Raw genomic sequence first — 16,490 nt, 5'->3', positions numbered from 1 at the left:
CATGTCGCATCCCGAGGAGCCGGTAGGCCGGCAGGTCCTGGCCGGCGCGCAAATGCTGTTCGTCGCCTTCGGCGCACTGGTGCTGATGCCACTGATCACCGGCATGGACCCCAACGTCGCTCTGTTCACTGCCGGTCTCGGCACGCTTCTGTTCCAGCTGGTCACCAAGCGTCAAGTGCCAGTATTCCTTGCATCGAGCTTCGCCTTCATCGCCCCGATCATCGCTGCCAAGGGCGAGTTCGGCCTGCCTGCGGTCATGGGCGGCGTGATGGCTGCCGGGCTGGTGTACATCGTGCTCGGTTTCGCCGTGCGCCTGAAAGGCCCGGGCTTCATTGACCGCCTGTTGCCACCCGTGGTCATCGCACCGGTGATCATTTCCATCGGTCTGGCACTGTCGCCGGTAGCAGTGAATATGGCCATGGGCAAGGCCGGCGACGGCAGCGCCCAGCTCATCCCGTACCACACGGCGATGCTCATCTCGATGCCAGCGCTGGTCACCACGCTGCTGGTGGCGGTGCTGGGCAAGGGGCTGTTCCGCCTGGTGCCGATTCTCGCCGGGGTCGCCGTTGGTTACGGGCTTTCGCTCATATTCGGCGTGGTCGACACCAGCGGCATCGCCGCAGCACCCTGGCTGGCGATGCCCAACTTCATTGCGCCGGAGTTCAACATCGGCGCCATCCTGTTCATGATCCCGGTCGCCCTGGCCCCGGCGATCGAGCACATTGGCGGCGTGGTCGCCATCGGCAGCGTCACCGGCAACAACTATGTGAAGAAGCCAGGGCTGCATCGCACGCTCCTGGGTGACGGCGTGGCGACATCCGCAGCCGGCCTGTTTGGTGGACCACCGAACACGACCTACGCCGAAGTAACGGGCGCGGTGATGCTGACCAAGAACTACAACCCGAAGATCATGACCTGGGCGGCGATCTTTGCCATCGCCCTGGCCTTCATCGGCAAGTTCGGCGCCGGCCTGCTGAGCATTCCGGTGCCAGTCATGGGCGGCATCCTCTGCCTGCTGTTCGGCTCGATCGCCGTGGTTGGCCTGAGCACCCTGATCCGCCACCAGGTCGACCTGTCCGAAGCACGCAACCTGATCATCGTCTCGGTGACGCTGGTGTTCGGTATCGGCGGCATGGCGATCGGCTACGGTGAATTCACCCTGTCCGGCATCTCGCTGTGCGCCATCATCGCGCTTCTGCTCAACCTGGTGCTGCCCGGTGGTGAGGGTTGGCGCAACAAGCAGCTGAACGAAGAAGTCTGAAACTTGCGGCCCCAGCGTCCGCTGGGGCCGCCCGCCTCTCTGCCCAGGTCGATCACATCGGCTAGACTGCCGTCATGACTGACTCGACCATCCCGCTCAAGCAACTCGAAGACCCCATCGTCAGCTGCTCCACCTGCGCGGCGTGCTGCTGCCGTCTCGAAGTCATGCTGTTCGGCGATACCGGTGTACCGCAGCGATTCATCGACAGGGATAGCTGGGGCGGCGAAGTGATGCGGCGGCTCGATGACGGCTGGTGCGCGGCGCTTGACCGGGACAGCATGCGCTGCACTATCTATGCACATCGCCCGCTGATCTGCCGCGAGTTCGAACTGGGTTCGCAGGATTGCCGCGAGGAGCGCAAGGGCAGCGCCACGGCGTATGGCTGAGGTCGCCTGAGGGAGCGCTGCAGGGCCGTCGACAGCCCTGCAGCCTGGACGCTATCGCTTAGAACGCCATCCGGTAGTGCAGAGCGTAGCTCTCGACACCGTCGTTCGGCTTCTTGATACCCGCGTTGGAGTAATGGATCGCACGTACGCCGACCTCATGGCCGCCGGCGAAGCGCAGACCCGCACCGATACGGTCCTCGAACTGGAACGACGACCCCAGACGGTTGCCTTCCACCTCGGTGTTTTCGAACGCCGCCACACCGATACCCGCCTCGACGTAAGGCTTGACCGACTGACCGGCGAACTCGTAGACGAAGACCGGTGCCAGTGAAATGCTGTGATTGCTGGTGGACTCGTCACCCTCCCAGTAGGTGTAACCCGCATCCCAATAGCCGGTCAGTCGCCCGACGCTGGTCTGGAACCAGCTCCTGTTGAAGTCGAATTGCGCACCCAGGCGATAGGTCATGGTCGACTCGTCGGTCTGGCCGACCGCAACGGTGAAGTCCACAGCGTGAGCAGCCGCCATCTGCCCGACCGAGAGTGCCGCTACTGCAGCCAGGGTAAACAGTTTTTTCATGGGAACTTCCTTATAAAAACACTGCGTTTGTTTGGTTAATTATTGCCAGCATCAATTGAGAAACTCCTCCGTGGCGTGAGTTCCTACCGGGAGAACAACTCGACCTCTGCATGTTCTCCCCAAAGTGTAGGCAGCACCTCGGCCATTCGCTGCGGATCGCCGCTGCAATAGAATCGGCAACTGCTTTCCCCGCCGGCGAGCCGGCCGCGCTCCGTCAACACCTCACCCAAGTGGCGCGCAACCGCTGCTCCGGTATCAATCAACCGGATGTCGCGAGGCACGAGGCAGCTCAGCAGCGGACGAATGAAGGGGTAATGAGTGCAGCCCAGGATCAGCGTGTCGCAACCCTGCGCCAGCAGTGGCTCGACCCAGCCCTGGAGCATGACGCGCAGCTCGACGCTATTCAGATCGCCGGCCTCGATGCGTTCGACCAGCCCCGGGCAAGGCTGAGTGATCACCCGCACGTCCGAAGCGAAACGATCGAGCAATGCGGCGAATCTGGCGCTTTTCAGCGTACCGGTGGTGGCGAGTACACCTACCACGCCACTGCGGGTGGCCGCTGCGGCGGGCTTTACCGCCGGCTCCATGCCAATGATGGGCCAATCCGGATACAGCTCGCGCAGCTCGGTCACGCCGGCCGCCGTCGCGGTGTTGCAGGCCACCACCAGGGCCTTGGCGCCCTGCTCGACGAAAAACGCCGCGATGATGCGGCAGCGCTCGCGGATGTACTCGGGGCTCTTCTCGCCGTAAGGAACGTGGGCGCTGTCCGCCAGATAGAGCAGCGATTCGTGCGGCAGGCGCTGGCGAATCTCGCGCAGCACCGAGAGCCCGCCGACGCCGGAATCGAATACGCCCACGGGCGCCGTACAGTCAGGCATCGCCTGAACCACACACCGCGCAGTGCGGATCGCGCTTGACCCGCAACTCGCGAAAACGACTGGACAGTGCGTCGATCAGCAGCAGACGACCAATCAATGGCTCGCCGAAACCGGCTAGCAGCTTGAGCGCCTCCAACGCCTGCAGGCTGCCGACCATGCCTACCAGTGGACCAAGGACCCCCGCCTCGCTACAGGTCAGTTCGGCCTCACTACCGTGCCCGTAAAGGCAATGGTAACAGGGGCTCGTTTCGACTCGGGGATCGAACACCGAGAGCTGTCCCTCGAGACGAATCGCCGCGCCGCTGACCAAGGGTTTCCTGGCCTGCACGCAGGCCGCATTGACCGCCTCGCGGATGGCGAAGTTGTCCGTGCAGTCGAGCACCAGATCGACCTCGGCAACCGCCGCCCCCAGGGAGTCGGCATCCAGCCCGCTGCGATGAGGAACCAGGCGCACATGCGGGTTCAATGCTTCCAGCCGGGCCATGGCGGAGTCGACCTTGTGCAGGCCAAGCGATGGTGTGTCGTGAACGATCTGACGCTGCAGGTTGGTCAGGTCCAGCGTATCGAAGTCCGCCAGATGCAGTTCGCCGACGCCCGCGGCCACCAGATACAGCGCTACCGGCGAGCCGAGCCCACCGAGACCGACAATCAGCACGCGACTCTGCTTGAGCCGTAGCTGCCCCTCGATATCGACCTGCTTGAGCAGGATCTGCCGGCTGTAACGCAGCAGTTCTTCGTCACTCAGCATCGAGCACCTCGCGTAACGGGAAATTCATGCGAGCCGGCCAAGACTGACGCGCTCGTGACCGCCCAGGTCGCATCGACTTTCGCACGCCTCGAAGCCGTGCGCGGCGAGCAGCGCACGTACCGCTCCAGCCTGATCATAGCCGTGCTCCAGCAGCAGCCAGCCGCCTGAGGTCAGATGTCCAGGCGCCTGGGCGATGATCGTACGAATGTCGTCCAGCCCATCCACCCCGGCCACCAGCGCACTCTGCGGTTCGAAGCGCACGTCGCCCTGCTGCAGATGCGGATCGCTGGCAGGAATGTAGGGTGGATTGCTGACGATCAGCTGGAAGCGCTCACCGGACAGCTCGGAAAACCAGTCGCTTCGCGTGAAGCTGACGTTGCCTAGCCCGAGGCGCAGGCGGTTGCGCTCGGCGAGCGCCACTGCAGCTTCGATACGGTCAACGCCGCGGACGTGCCACATGGGCCGCTCGGCCGCCAGCGCCAGCGCGATCGCTCCGGTTCCGGTGCCCAGGTCGAGCACCCGAGCCGGCGTCGCCGGAAGCAGCTGCAGCGCGGTTTCCACCAGCAGCTCGGTGTCCGGACGCGGGATCAGGGTCTCCGCCGCGACCTCCAGCTCCAGGCTCCAGAAGCCCTGGCGACCGAGGATATAGGCGACCGGCTCGCCGCGCCGACGTCGCGCCAGATCCGCCGCGAAGCGCTCGGCCAGATCAGCCGGCACCTCTCGCTCGGGCCAGGTGCGCAGATAGCTGGTGGATTTGCCCAGCGCGGCGGCGAGCAACCATTCGGCGTCCAGCCTGGCGCTCGGCGAGTCCGGCAAATCGACACTGTGCAGCAGGGACTCGATGGTTGGCATGAGGTGCTCTTAGCGCGGTGCGCAGCGGAAAGGATCAGTCGCCCAGCGCGGCCAGCTGGTCGGCCTGGTACTCCTGCAACAGCGGCTCGATGACCTGCTCCACTGCGCCGCCGATCACTTCGTTGAGCGAATACAGCGTCAGGTTGACCCGATGATCGGTGACCCGGCCCTGGGGAAAATTGTAGGTGCGGATGCGCTCGGAGCGATCACCGGAGCCGACCAACAGCTTGCGCGTCTCGGAAATTTCCTTGTGCGCTGCGGCATCCTGGCGGTCCTGCAGCTTGGCCGCCAACCAGGCCATGGCCTTGGCGCGGTTCTTGTGCTGCGAACGCTCTTCCTGGCACTCGACGACGATACCGGTCGGCAGGTGGGTGATGCGAATCGCCGAATCGGTCTTGTTGACGTGCTGGCCGCCGGCGCCGGAGGAACGATAGGTGTCGATGCGCAGCTCGGCAGGATTGATCTCCACAGCCGCCTGCTCGTCCGGCTCCGGCAGTACCGCCACGGTGCACGCCGAGGTATGGATGCGCCCCTGGGATTCGGTCTCCGGCACACGCTGCACACGATGCGCGCCGGACTCGAACTTGAGCTTGGCGTAGACGTTGTCGCCCTCGACGCGGGAGATCACTTCCTTGTAGCCGCCGTGCTCGCCCTCGCTCTCGGAGAGGATCTCCACGCGCCACCCCTGCTTCTCGGCGTAGCGCGAATACATGCGGAACAGGTCGCCGGCGAAGATCGCTGCCTCGTCGCCGCCGGTGCCGGCGCGGATCTCGAGGAACACGTTGCGGCCATCGTTGGGGTCCTTGGGCAGCAACATGCGTTGCAGGCTGGCTTCGAGTGTCTCGAGCTGCGCCTTGGCCTCGGCGACTTCCTCCTCGGCCATCTCGCGCATGTCGGGATCGCTGTCCTTGAGCAGCGCCTGAGCGCCTTCGAGATCCTGCTGCACCTTGCACAGCTGGCGATAGGCGACGATCACCGGCTCGACCTCGGCGTATTCTCTCGAATAGGCGCGGAAGCGGTTCTGGTCGCTGATGACTTCGGCATCGCCGAGCAGCGCGGTGAGCTCCTCGAAACGGTCCTGCAGGATGTCCAGCTTGTTCAGCAGCGAAGCTTTCATGTCTTTTCCGTGCCCTCGTGCAGGGCGAAGAGTTCCTGGGCCATGCTCAGCGCCTCGACGCGGCCCTCGGCAGAGAGTTTTTTCAGCTGCACACTGGGGGCATGCAGCAGCTTGTTGGTCAGCCCACGGGCGAGCTGGGCGAGGACGTCCTCGGCGCTGGCGCCATTGGCCAGCAGGCGCTGGGCCTTGCTCAGTTCGTCGTCGCGAATTCGCTCGGCATGCTGGCGGTAGGCCTTGAGCACATCCACTGCGGCCAGCTCGCGCAGGCGCTGCATGAAATCCTCGGTACCGGCGGCGACCAGCTCCTCGGCGGCCTGGGCCGCGCCCTGGCGACTCTTGAGGTTCTCCGCGACCACCTCGTGCAGGTCGTCGACGGTGTAGAGATAGACATCGTCCAGCTCGCCGACCTGCGGCTCGATGTCCCGCGGCACGGCGATGTCAACCATAAACATCGGCTTGTGCTTGCGCCGCTTCAGCGCCTGCTCTACCGCGCCCTTGCCGAGGATCGGCAGCTGACTGGCGGTGGAGCTGATGACGATGTCGCTGTTGTGCAGCTCTTCCGGGATGTCGGCGAGCAGGATTGCCTGCGCCCCCAGTTCCGCCGCCAGCGCACTGGCGCGCTCGAGCGTACGGTTGGCGACGACGATTTTCTTCACGCCCTGCTCGTGCAGGTGACGCGCCACCAGGGTGATGGTTTCGCCAGCGCCGATCAGCAGCGCCTGGCTGCGTTGCAGATTGCTGAAGATCTGCCGCGCCAGACTGACCGCGGCAAAGGCCACCGACACCGGGTTCTCGCCGATGGCGGTGTCGGTGCGCACGGTCTTGGCCGTGCTGAAGGTGGCCTGGAATAGTCGCCCGAGCAGCGGGCCGACGCTGCCAGCCTCGCGCGCGACGGCGTAGGCCGACTTCATTTGTCCAAGGATCTGCGGCTCGCCCAGCACCAGCGAATCGAGCCCGGAGGCGACACGCATCATATGACGCACGGCCTGGTCGTCGACGTGCACATAGGCGCAGGCCTTGAGCTCGTCGAGGCTGAGGCGGTGATAGTTGGCCAGCCAGGCCAGCACGGCATCGGCTTCGACCTGATCCTGCTGCAGGTACAGTTCACTGCGATTGCAGGTCGAAAGAATCGCCGCCTCACGCGTTGGCGTGACGCGACACAGCTGGCGCAGGGCCTCGACCATCTGATCCGGCGTGAAGGCTACGCGCTCGCGGACGTCCACCGAAGCGGTCTTGTGATTGATACCAAGCGCGAGGAAAGCCATGCAGAACCGCTGATTGGAAAACGGAGCGCGCAATTCTCCTACTTCGTCTGATGGAGAACAACCATTGCCCTTGATTGTCCGATTCGATGGCCATGCCCGTCACCTGGCACCATTCTGGCGGCCATGGGCTTGCCCGGCGGCTTGTGTCATCATGCCGCGACCGCACACCAGCCGTACATTTCCTCTATGAATAGACTTGCCGCATTCGCCGCCCTGCTGTTACTCGGCGGCTGTCAGACCTTCCTGCAGCAGGCGCCGGAAAGCGCCCCGCCGGTCGAGGATGCAGCGCCATCGAGTGCGCCGGTTGCCGAGCCGGCGCAGGGCTCGTTCAGCCGCGAATCGCTCTATGCACTGCTGGTCGCGGAACTGGCAGGACAGCGAAATCGGTTCGACATCGCCCTGGGCAACTATGTACAGCAGGCGCATGCGACCCAGGATGCCGGTGTCGCCGAGCGCGGCTTTCGCATCGCCGAATACCTCGGCGCCGACCAGGCCGCACTGGATACGGCACTGATCTGGGCACGCAATGCGCCGGAGAATCTCGACGCCCAGCGCGCTGCCGCCGTGCAGCTCGCCCGTGCCGGGCGCTACGAAGAATCGCTGGAGTTCATGGAGAAAGTCCTGCAGGGCCAGGGCGACACGCATTTCGACTTCCTCGCGCTGTCTGCTTCAGAAACCGACCCCGATACCCGCGCCGGCCTGCTGCAGAGCTTCGACAAGCTGCTGGCCAAGCACCCGGACAACCCGCAGCTGTCCTTCGGCAAAGCCGTTCTGCTACAGCAGGACGATCGCAGCGAGGAAGCCCTCGCTCTGCTACAGAAGCAGCCTGCCAAGCAACGTCAGATCCCCTCCATCCTCCTGGAAGCGCGCCTGCTGCATAGCCTGCAGCGCGGCGATGAAGCCCTGCCGCTGCTGGAGAAGAGCCTGCGTCAGCACCCCGAAGACAAGCGCCTGCGCCTGACCTACGCGCGCCTGCTGGTCGAACAGGATCGCCTGGAAGAAGCCATGGGCGAGTTCGCGACGCTGGTCCAGCAACACCCTACCGATGACGACCTGCGTTTCTCCATGGCGCTGGTCTGCATGGAAGCGCAGGCCTGGCGTGAAGCGACCGTCTATCTTGAGGAGTTGATCGAGCGCGGCAGTCATATCGACGCAGCTTACTTCAACCTCGGCCGCGCCTATCAAGCGATGGACAAGAACGCCAAGGCGCTGGAGGCACTGGCCCAGGTCGGCCCCGGCAATGAGTATCTGCCGGCGAAGCTGCTGCAGAGCCAACTGCTGTTCTCCGGCAACCGCGACGATGACGCAGCCAGGGTGCTTGCCGAGGCCCGACAGCAGCAGCCGGACTATGCGATTCAGCTGTACCTCATCGAGATCGAAGCCCTCTCCGAGCACGACCGCACCGAGCAGGCCTGGACCCTGGCCGAACAGGCGCTCGAGGAGTTTCCCGACGATCTCAACCTGCTGTACACCCGCGCCATGCTCGCCGAGAAACGCGGCGACCTGGGCCAGCTGGAACGCGATCTGCGCTTCATCATCGAACGCGAACCGGACAACGCCATGGCGCTCAACGCCCTTGGCTACACCCTCACCGACCGCACCGATCGCCATCAGGAAGCACTGCAGCTGATCGAACAGGCCTACCAGCTCAACCCCGATGACCCGGCGATTCTCGACAGCCTCGGCTGGGTCAACTTCCGGCTGGGCAATCTCAGCGAGGCCGAGGCGCTGCTGCGCAAGGCCCTGCAGCGCTTCCCCGACCATGAGGTGGCGGCGCACCTGGGCGAGGTACTCTGGGCCAAGGGGGAACGCAGCGAGGCCCGCGCGGTCTGGTCGAAGGCACTCAAACTACAACCGGACAGCCAGATCCTGCGCGAAACGCTCAAGCGGCTGACCGGCTCGGAGAAGCCCTGACCCATGTCCATACTGCAAAAACTCGCCGCCCCCTGCCTGGCCCTGCTGCTCGCCGGTTGTGCCGGCATGGGCCCGCGCGAATCGGTCGAAGGCCCCGGCAACGCGGCGGCCTGGAAGGAGCACCGCAGCCAGATCGAGACCCTCGACGGCTGGCAGATCAGCGGCAAGATCGGCATCCGCGCGCCGCAGGAATCCGGCAGCGGCACGCTGTTCTGGCTGCAACGCCAGGACTACTTCGATATCCGCCTGTCCGGCCCGCTTGGCCGCGGCGCCACCCGTCTGACCGGCCGACCGGATGCCGTGTCACTGGAAGTGGCCGGCCAGGGCCGCTTCGAGGCGGATTCCCCGGAAGCGCTGGTAGAGGCCCAGCTCGGCTGGCAACTGCCGGTATCGCACCTGCTCTGGTGGGTACGCGGCCTACCCGCGCCGGACAGCCGCAGCCGCCTGAGCCTGGACAGCGACAGCCGTCTGGCGCGCCTGGAGCAGGACGGCTGGCAGGTGAACTACCTGGCCTACGCCGAGCACAACGGCTTCACCTTGCCCGAGCGCATCCGCTTGGAGGGCCATGACCTGCAGATCACCCTGGTGGTCAAGGACTGGCAGCCGCGCCAGCTGGGCCGCTGAATGCAGACGCTGACCCTGCCGGCACCGGCCAAGCTCAATCTGATGCTGCACATCACCGGGCGTCGTGCCGATGGCTATCACGAGCTGCAGACCCTGTTCCAGTTCCTCGATTACGGTGACGAGCTCAGCTTCCGCCTGCGGGAGGATGGGCAGATCCGCCTGTTGACCGAATTGCCGGGCGTCGATCACGACAGCAACCTGATCGTTCGCGCCGCGCGCATGCTGCAACGAGAAAGCGGCTGCACCCAGGGGGCAGACATCCAGCTGACCAAGCGCCTGCCCATGGGCGGCGGGATCGGTGGCGGCAGCTCGGATGCCGCCACCACCCTGCTCGGCCTCGACCATCTGTGGAATACCGGGCTTGGCGAGGACCGCCTGGCCGAGCTGGGCCTGAGTCTGGGGGCCGATGTACCGGTGTTCGTTCGCGGTCGCGCGGCCTTCGCCGAGGGGGTCGGCGAGCGCCTGCAACCGGTCGATCTGGCCGAGCCCTGGTTCCTCGTCATAGCGCCGCAAGTCTCTGTTAGTACAGCGGAAATATTTGCCGACCCGGAGTTGACACGTAATACCCCGGCCATTACAGTTCGCAGCCTTCTTGCAGGGGGCGGTCATAACGACTGTCAGCCGGTGGTCGAGAAGCGTTATCCGGAAGTTCGTAACGCTTTGAGCTTGTTGAACAAATTCGTTCAGGCAAGGATGACCGGCACTGGAGCTTGTGTGTTTGGGAGCTTCCCAAACGAGGGCGAGGCTGATAAAGTCCGCCGCCAACTTCCAGCCACTTTGCCGAGTTTCGTGGCCCGCGGTCGTAACGTCTCGATGTTGCACCGAAGCCTGGAACAGATGGCACAGGAAGCGAGTGCGTAGCACAAGGGTTGTACGATACAGGGGCGTCGCCAAGCGGTAAGGCACCAGGTTTTGATCCTGGCATGCGTTGGTTCGAATCCAGCCGCCCCTGCCATAACCTTCCAAGGTTCGTACGATCAGCGCACTAGAAGTTGACCCTACAGGGGCGTCGCCAAGCGGTAAGGCACCAGGTTTTGATCCTGGCATGCGTTGGTTCGAATCCAGCCGCCCCTGCCATACACTTGAAGCTGTTCAAGAGCTCGCCTTTTGAACAGCTTTTTATTCATCGGACCCACCCTCAGGCAGGTACTGCGCGTGTCCAAGATGATGGTCTTCACGGGGAACGCCAACCCCGATCTGGCCCGGCGTGTCGTACGTCAGCTGCATATCCCCCTCGGTGACGCCTATGTCGGAAAATTCTCCGACGGTGAAATCAGTGTCGAGATCAACGAGAACGTTCGCGGCAAGGACGTCTTCCTGATCCAGCCGACCTGCGCACCGACCAACGATAACCTGATGGAGCTGGTGGTGCTGGCCGATGCCTTCCGCCGCTCCTCGGCTTCGCGCATCACCGCCGTGATCCCCTACTTCGGCTATGCCCGCCAGGATCGCCGTCCGCGTTCGGCCCGTGTGCCGATCAGCGCTAAGGTCGTGGCCGACATGCTCGACGTCGTCGGCGTAAACCGCGTACTGACCGTTGACCTGCACGCCGACCAGATCCAGGGTTTCTTCGACATGCCGGTGGACAACATCTACGGCTCGCCGGTCCTGGTCGACGACATCCAGGCACAGCGCTTCGAGAACCTGATGATCGTCTCCCCCGACATCGGTGGTGTGGTCCGCGCCCGTGCCGTGGCCAAATCCCTCGGCGTCGACCTCGCGATCATCGACAAGCGTCGGCCGAAAGCCAACCAGTCCGAAGTGATGCACATCATCGGTGATATCGAAGGCCGTACCTGCATCCTCGTCGATGACATGGTCGATACCGCCGGCACCCTCTGCCATGCAGCCAAGGCGCTGAAGGACCATGGCGCTGCCAAGGTCTACGCCTACTGCACGCACCCGATCCTGTCCGGCCGCGCCATCGAGAACATCGAAGGCTCCGTGCTCGACGAGCTGGTGGTGACCAACACCATCCCGCTGTCGGCCGCCGCACAGTCTTGCACCCGAATTCGCCAGCTGGACATCGCGCCAGTGGTGGCTGAAGCGGTACGCCGCATCAGCAATGCCGAATCGATCAGCGCGATGTTCCGCTAAGCGCAAGCTGCGGAAATCGAACTGAACGTAATGTGCCCCGCCTCGCGCGGGGCTTTTTGCCCAACAGCCCGAGCGCTGGTCGCAAGCGCGACGGGTAATGTTGTTACTGGAGAAACGAAATGACCGATTTCACCCTGAATGCCCAAGTGCGTTCCGACCTGGGGAAAGGTGCGAGCCGCCGCCTGCGTCGTAACGCTGCCCTGGTTCCGGCCGTCATCTACGGTGGCGACAAGGCCCCGCAGTCCATCAGCATCCTGGCCAAAGATCTGGCCAAGCTGCTGGAAAACGAAGCCTCCTTCAGCCACGTGCTGAGCCTGAACGTCGACGGCCAGAACGAATCCGTTCTGATCAAGGCGCTGCAGCGTCATCCGGCCAAGAGCTTCGTTCTGCACGCCGACTTCGTTCGCGTCGTTGCCGGCCACAAGCTGACCGCTACCGTTCCCCTGCACTTCATCAACCAGGAAACCTCGGTTGGCGTGAAGCAGCAAGGCGGCGAGATCCTGCACAACCTGAACGAAGTCGAAGTTTCCTGCCTGCCGCAAGACCTGCCGGAATTCATCGAAGTCGACATGGCCAACGTCGAAGTCGGCCAGGTTCTGCACATGACCGACATCAAGCTGCCGAAAGGCGTTGAGCTGGTTTCCCTGGCCCACGGCAGCGACCTGCCGGTTGCCAACGTTCACGCCCCGCGCGTGAGCAAGGAAGACGCTCCGAAAGAAGAAGGCGCTGCCGAGTAATCCACTCGTCTAGCCGAAGAAGGGGCCCCCGTCGTGACTGCCGTAAAACTGATCGTCGGCCTGGGAAATCCAGGCCCTGAATACGACCAGACCCGGCATAACGCGGGGGCCCTTTTCGTTGAGCGTCTGGCTGCCCGCGAGGGCGTCTCGCTCAGCAACGATCGCAAGTACTTCGGCCTGGTCGGCAAGTTCAGCCATCAGGGCGAAGACATCCGCCTGCTCATCCCCACCACCTACATGAACCGCAGCGGTCAGGCGGTGGCGGCACTGGCCGGCTTTTTCCGAATTCCTCCCGAGTCCATCCTGGTCGCCCACGATGAACTCGACATGCCCCCAGGCGTCGCCAAGCTCAAGCAGGGCGGCGGTCATGGCGGGCACAACGGGCTGCGCGACATCATCGCCAAGCTCGGCAACCAGAATGGCTTTCATCGCCTGCGCCTGGGTATCGGCCATCCGGGCCACGCCAGCCTGGTCAGTGGCTACGTGCTGGGGCGGGCGCCGCAGGCCGAACGCGAGAAGCTCGACGCCAGTATCGACTTCGCACTGGATGTCGTGCCGGAAATCCTGGCCGGCGACTGGACCCGCGCGATGCAGCGCCTGCACAGCCAGAAGGCCTGAACCTAACTCCGAGGCAAGATCACCATGGGATTCAACTGCGGCATCGTCGGTCTGCCCAACGTCGGCAAGTCCACCCTGTTCAACGCCCTGACCAAGTCCGGCATCGCGGCGGAGAACTTCCCCTTCTGCACCATCGAGCCGAACAGCGGCATCGTGCCGATGCCCGATCCGCGTCTCGACGCGCTGGCGGCGATCGTCAAGCCGGAGCGGGTGATCCCGACCACCATGGAGTTCGTCGACATCGCCGGCCTGGTCGCTGGCGCGTCCAAGGGTGAAGGCCTGGGCAACAAGTTCCTCGCCAATATCCGCGAGACCGATGCCATCGCCCATGTGGTGCGCTGCTTCGAGGACGAGAACGTCATCCACGTCGCCAACAGCGTCGATCCCAAGCGTGACATCGAGATCATCGACCTCGAGCTGATCATGGCCGACCTCGACAGCTGCGAGAAGCAGCTGCAGCGCGTCGCCCGGACCGCCAAGGGCGGCGACAAGGAAGCGGTGGCGCAGAAGGCGCTGCTGGAGAAGCTGATCCCGCACCTCACCGAAGGCAAGCCGGCGCGCAGCCTGCTGAAGAACTTCAGCGACGAGGAAAAGCGCCTGGCCAAGACCTTTCACCTGCTGACCACCAAGCCGGTGATGTACATCGCCAACGTCGCCGAGGATGGCTTCGAGAACAACCCGCACCTGGACGTGGTCAATGCCATCGCCGAGGAAGAAGGCGCCATCGTCGTGCCGGTGTGCAACAAGATCGAGGCCGAGATCGCCGAACTCGACGATCTGGAAGAGATGCAGATGTTCCTCGAGACCATGGGCATGGACGAGCCGGGCCTGAACCGCGTGATCCGCGCCGGCTACCAGCTGCTCAATCTGCAGACCTACTTCACCGCCGGGGTGAAGGAAGTCCGGGCCTGGACGGTCAGGATCGGCGCCACCGCTCCGCAAGCCGCCGCGGTGATCCATACCGATTTCGAGAAAGGCTTCATCCGCGCCGAAGTCATCGCCTATGACGACTTCATCCAGTACAAGGGCGAAGCCGGTGCCAAGGAAGCCGGCAAGTGGCGTCTGGAAGGCAAGGAATACATCGTCAAGGATGGCGACGTGATGCACTTCCGCTTCAACGTCTAAACGTCCGCACACTTGATAAAGGCCCCGACTCGTCGGGGCCTTTTCGTTTCTGTCGATGCCGAAGATTTTTACAGCGGACCGGGGTCAGGCATCGGATCCGGCGGCGGAGCGACCTTCTCGAGTTGTTCCAGCACTTCATCCGGCAACTCGTCCGGGCCGTCCAGTTCGGTGTCGCTCTCGGCATCATCGAGGTCGTTGAGCGGCGATTCGTCGGCTCGCCAGGGCCAGAAGGGTTGCGGCTGCACTTGGGGTTCGGTGCCAGGCATGGCGCTGTCCTCTGAAAAGGGGGCCTGGGACGTTAGGCACGCATCCCGGTAACGGGTTCGCCGCTGGCGGCACCGTCCGGCGCAAACTGGACGGCCCCGCAGCGCCGCATCATTTGAAGTTGCGCTTCACCAGCCGCTCCAGCCAGCCGACGATGCCGGAGCGGAACAGCAGCACGCAGAGCACGAAGATCACCCCGAGAATCACGTGCACCCATTCGCCCAGCGGCCCGTTGGACAGGTAGCTCTGCAGCGTCACCACCACCGTGGCGCCGACCAGTGGGCCAAGGATGGTGCCGACCCCGCCGAGCAGGGTCATCAGGATCACCTCGCCGGACATGTGCCAGTGCGCATCGGTCAGCGAGGCCAGCTGGAACACCACGGTCTTGGTCGAGCCGGCCAGCCCCGCCAGCGCTGCCGAGATGACGAAGGCCAGCAGCTTGTGCCGATCGACGTTGTAGCCCAGCGACACGGCGCGCGGCTCGTTCTCGCGGATGGCCTTGAGCACCTGGCCATAAGGCGAATGGATGGTGCGCTGGATGATGGCGAAGCCGAGCACGAACACCGCCAGCACGAAGTAGTACATGGCCATGTTGTTCTGCATGTCGACGAGGCCGAACAGGTGCCCGCGCGGCACGCCCTGCAGACCGTTCTCGCCGCCGGTGAACGGCGCCTGGACGAAGACGAAGAACACCAGCTGGGCTAGCGCCAGGGTGATCATCGCGAAGTAGATGCCCTGCCGCCGGATGGCCAGCATGCCGAACAGCGCACCGAGGACCGTCGAGGCCAGGGTGCCGGCGAGGATGCCCAGCTCGGTGCTGAGCCCGCTGTAGCTGCTCAGCATGTAGCCGGTGATGTAGCCACCAGTGGCGAAGAATGCCGCATGGCCGAAGGACAGCAGCCCCGCGTAGCCCAGCAGCAGGTTGAAGGCGCAGGCGAACAGGGCGAAGCACAGCAGCTTCATCAGGAACACCGGATACACCGCCAGCGGCGCCAACAGCGCGATCACCAGCAGCACCGCATAGAAGATCTTCTGCCGCCGCGCGGCCGCATGCCTGCGCTCGCGCACCACACTGGCCTGCCGCAGCGATGCGGCCTGCACGTTTGCCGGATTCGTCATGCTCATGCCTCCTTACCAAAGAGTCCCGCAGGACGAATCAGCAGCACCGCCACCATGACCAGAAACACCACGGTGTTGGCAGCTTCCGGATAGAAGACCTTGGTCAGCCCCTCGATCAGGCCCATGGCGATGCCGGTGACGATGGCGCCGAGGATCGAGCCCATGCCGCCGATCACCACCACGGCGAACACCACGATCAGCAGGTTCGAGCCCATGCCCGGCGTCACCGCGTAGATCGGCGCGGCCAGCACGCCGGCAAATGCGGCCAGGGCCACACCGTAGCCATAGGTCAGGGTCACCAGCAGCGGTACGTTGATGCCGAAGCCCTGCATCAGCTTGGGGTTCTCGGTGCCGGCACGCAGGTACGAGCCCAGGCGGGTGCGTTCGATTACGTACCAGGTCGCCAGGCAGACCACCAACGCGGCGACGATCACCCAGGCGCGGTAGGTGGGCAGGAACATGAAGCCGAGGTTGAAGCCGCCGCGCAGCAGTTCCGGCATCGGGTAGGACGAGCCGGACACGCCGAACAGCTTGACGAAGCTGCCCTCGACGATCAGCGCCAGGCCGAAGGTCAGCAGCAGTCCGTAGAGGTGGTCCTCATTGGCGATGCGCCGCAGCAGCCCGCGCTCGATGGCCATGCCCACGCAGCCCACCAGCAACGGCGACAGCACCAGCGCGACCCAGTAGCTCACGCCCAGGTAGTTCAGCCCGAGGAACGCGACGAAGGCGCCGAGCATGTACTGCGCGCCGTGGGCGAAATTGATGATACGCAGCAGACCGAAGATGATCGCCAGGCCCAGGCTCAGCAGCGCGTAGAACGCCCCGTTGATGAGGCCGAGCAGCAGCTGCCCGAGCAGCACGCTCAGAGGAACGCCGAATACGAGAGTCATGGTTCACCACCCAAAGGA

At 64.2% G+C, this 16,490-nt stretch carries 18 protein-coding genes and 2 tRNA genes; 11 read left to right on the top strand and 9 right to left on the bottom strand.

Annotated features, from left to right (window positions below; translation table 11 throughout):
- The first annotated feature begins 1 nt into the window (after position 1).
- Entirely contained in the window at positions 2-1,261 is a 1,260-nt protein-coding gene (locus tag ACX1DW_RS22490; RefSeq protein WP_458992425.1) for a uracil-xanthine permease family protein, read from the top strand.
- A 74-nt stretch (positions 1,262-1,335) separates the two neighbouring features.
- Complete coding sequence (locus ACX1DW_RS22485) at positions 1,336-1,647, top strand: YkgJ family cysteine cluster protein (protein WP_063540093.1); 312 nt, start codon at positions 1,336-1,338, stop codon at positions 1,645-1,647.
- A gap of 58 nt (positions 1,648-1,705) precedes the next feature.
- Here the strand turns inward: ACX1DW_RS22485 and ACX1DW_RS22480 are convergent, their stop codons facing one another.
- The 6 genes from ACX1DW_RS22480 to hemA all read right to left on the bottom strand — a co-directional run bounded on the left by ACX1DW_RS22480 (position 1,706) and on the right by hemA (position 7,084).
- Positions 1,706-2,224 (bottom strand): acyloxyacyl hydrolase, encoded by a 519-nt coding sequence (locus ACX1DW_RS22480; protein WP_079329204.1) that lies wholly within the window; start codon positions 2,222-2,224, stop codon positions 1,706-1,708.
- Between the two features lie 83 nt (positions 2,225-2,307).
- Complete coding sequence (murI, locus tag ACX1DW_RS22475) at positions 2,308-3,102, bottom strand: glutamate racemase (RefSeq protein WP_458992424.1); 795 nt, start codon at positions 3,100-3,102, stop codon at positions 2,308-2,310.
- A complete protein-coding gene (locus ACX1DW_RS22470; RefSeq protein ID WP_125856745.1) occupies positions 3,095-3,850 on the bottom strand; it encodes a molybdopterin-synthase adenylyltransferase MoeB in 756 nt (251 codons plus the stop codon). Before ACX1DW_RS22470 ends, murI begins: the two co-directional genes overlap by 8 nt.
- A gap of 24 nt (positions 3,851-3,874) precedes the next feature.
- Positions 3,875-4,702, bottom strand: a complete 828-nt coding sequence (gene prmC, locus ACX1DW_RS22465) for a peptide chain release factor N(5)-glutamine methyltransferase (RefSeq protein ID WP_458992423.1) — start codon at positions 4,700-4,702, stop codon at positions 3,875-3,877.
- A 34-nt stretch (positions 4,703-4,736) separates the two neighbouring features.
- The gene (gene prfA / locus ACX1DW_RS22460; protein WP_102839744.1) at positions 4,737-5,819 is read right to left on the bottom strand and encodes a peptide chain release factor 1; all 1,083 of its coding nucleotides are present in this window, start codon (positions 5,817-5,819) and stop codon (positions 4,737-4,739) included.
- Positions 5,816-7,084, bottom strand: coding sequence for a glutamyl-tRNA reductase (gene hemA, locus ACX1DW_RS22455; RefSeq protein ID WP_063540098.1), 1,269 nt, complete (start codon positions 7,082-7,084; stop codon positions 5,816-5,818). Before hemA ends, prfA begins: the two co-directional genes overlap by 4 nt.
- Before the next feature lie 186 nt (positions 7,085-7,270).
- Between hemA and ACX1DW_RS22450 the strand changes: the two genes are divergently transcribed.
- From ACX1DW_RS22450 to ychF, 9 genes are all read left to right on the top strand, one after another.
- Entirely contained in the window at positions 7,271-8,998 is a 1,728-nt protein-coding gene (locus ACX1DW_RS22450) for a tetratricopeptide repeat protein (RefSeq protein WP_458992422.1), read from the top strand.
- Between the two features lie 3 nt (positions 8,999-9,001).
- Positions 9,002-9,622, top strand: a complete 621-nt coding sequence (gene lolB, locus ACX1DW_RS22445; RefSeq protein ID WP_458992421.1) for a lipoprotein insertase outer membrane protein LolB — start codon at positions 9,002-9,004, stop codon at positions 9,620-9,622.
- Positions 9,623-10,483 carry a 4-(cytidine 5'-diphospho)-2-C-methyl-D-erythritol kinase gene (gene ispE, locus ACX1DW_RS22440; RefSeq protein ID WP_458992420.1) on the top strand — a complete coding sequence of 287 codons (861 nt, stop codon included), beginning with the start codon at positions 9,623-9,625 and terminating at the stop codon, positions 10,481-10,483.
- A 19-nt stretch (positions 10,484-10,502) separates the two neighbouring features.
- Positions 10,503-10,577, top strand: a tRNA-Gln gene (locus ACX1DW_RS22435).
- A gap of 47 nt (positions 10,578-10,624) precedes the next feature.
- Positions 10,625-10,699 (top strand) — tRNA-Gln (locus ACX1DW_RS22430).
- 78 nt (positions 10,700-10,777) lie between these two features.
- Positions 10,778-11,719 (top strand): ribose-phosphate pyrophosphokinase, encoded by a 942-nt coding sequence (locus ACX1DW_RS22425; protein ID WP_003294564.1) that lies wholly within the window; start codon positions 10,778-10,780, stop codon positions 11,717-11,719.
- A gap of 119 nt (positions 11,720-11,838) precedes the next feature.
- On the top strand, positions 11,839-12,456 hold the full coding sequence (locus ACX1DW_RS22420) for a 50S ribosomal protein L25/general stress protein Ctc (protein WP_013983773.1): 618 nt from the start codon (positions 11,839-11,841) through the stop codon (positions 12,454-12,456).
- A gap of 33 nt (positions 12,457-12,489) precedes the next feature.
- A complete protein-coding gene (gene pth, locus ACX1DW_RS22415) occupies positions 12,490-13,074 on the top strand; it encodes an aminoacyl-tRNA hydrolase (RefSeq protein ID WP_003299803.1) in 585 nt (194 codons plus the stop codon).
- 24 nt (positions 13,075-13,098) lie between these two features.
- Positions 13,099-14,199, top strand: a complete 1,101-nt coding sequence (ychF, locus tag ACX1DW_RS22410) for a redox-regulated ATPase YchF (protein ID WP_063540102.1) — start codon at positions 13,099-13,101, stop codon at positions 14,197-14,199.
- 68 nt (positions 14,200-14,267) lie between these two features.
- Here ychF and ACX1DW_RS22405 read toward each other — a convergent pair whose 3' ends face one another.
- The 3 genes from ACX1DW_RS22405 to ACX1DW_RS22395 form a co-directional block, all read right to left on the bottom strand.
- Entirely contained in the window at positions 14,268-14,465 is a 198-nt protein-coding gene (locus tag ACX1DW_RS22405; protein ID WP_063540103.1) for a hypothetical protein, read from the bottom strand.
- Between the two features lie 109 nt (positions 14,466-14,574).
- Positions 14,575-15,582 carry a branched-chain amino acid ABC transporter permease gene (locus ACX1DW_RS22400; RefSeq protein WP_063540104.1) on the bottom strand — a complete coding sequence of 336 codons (1,008 nt, stop codon included), beginning with the start codon at positions 15,580-15,582 and terminating at the stop codon, positions 14,575-14,577.
- A gap of 2 nt (positions 15,583-15,584) precedes the next feature.
- The gene (locus ACX1DW_RS22395) at positions 15,585-16,472 is read right to left on the bottom strand and encodes a branched-chain amino acid ABC transporter permease (protein WP_125869038.1); all 888 of its coding nucleotides are present in this window, start codon (positions 16,470-16,472) and stop codon (positions 15,585-15,587) included.
- Positions 16,473-16,490: the final 18 nt, after the last annotated feature.

The sequence above is a fragment of the Stutzerimonas sp. KH-1 genome, assembly GCF_054483855.1.
This window is presented reverse-complemented; position numbering and strand designations above follow the sequence as displayed.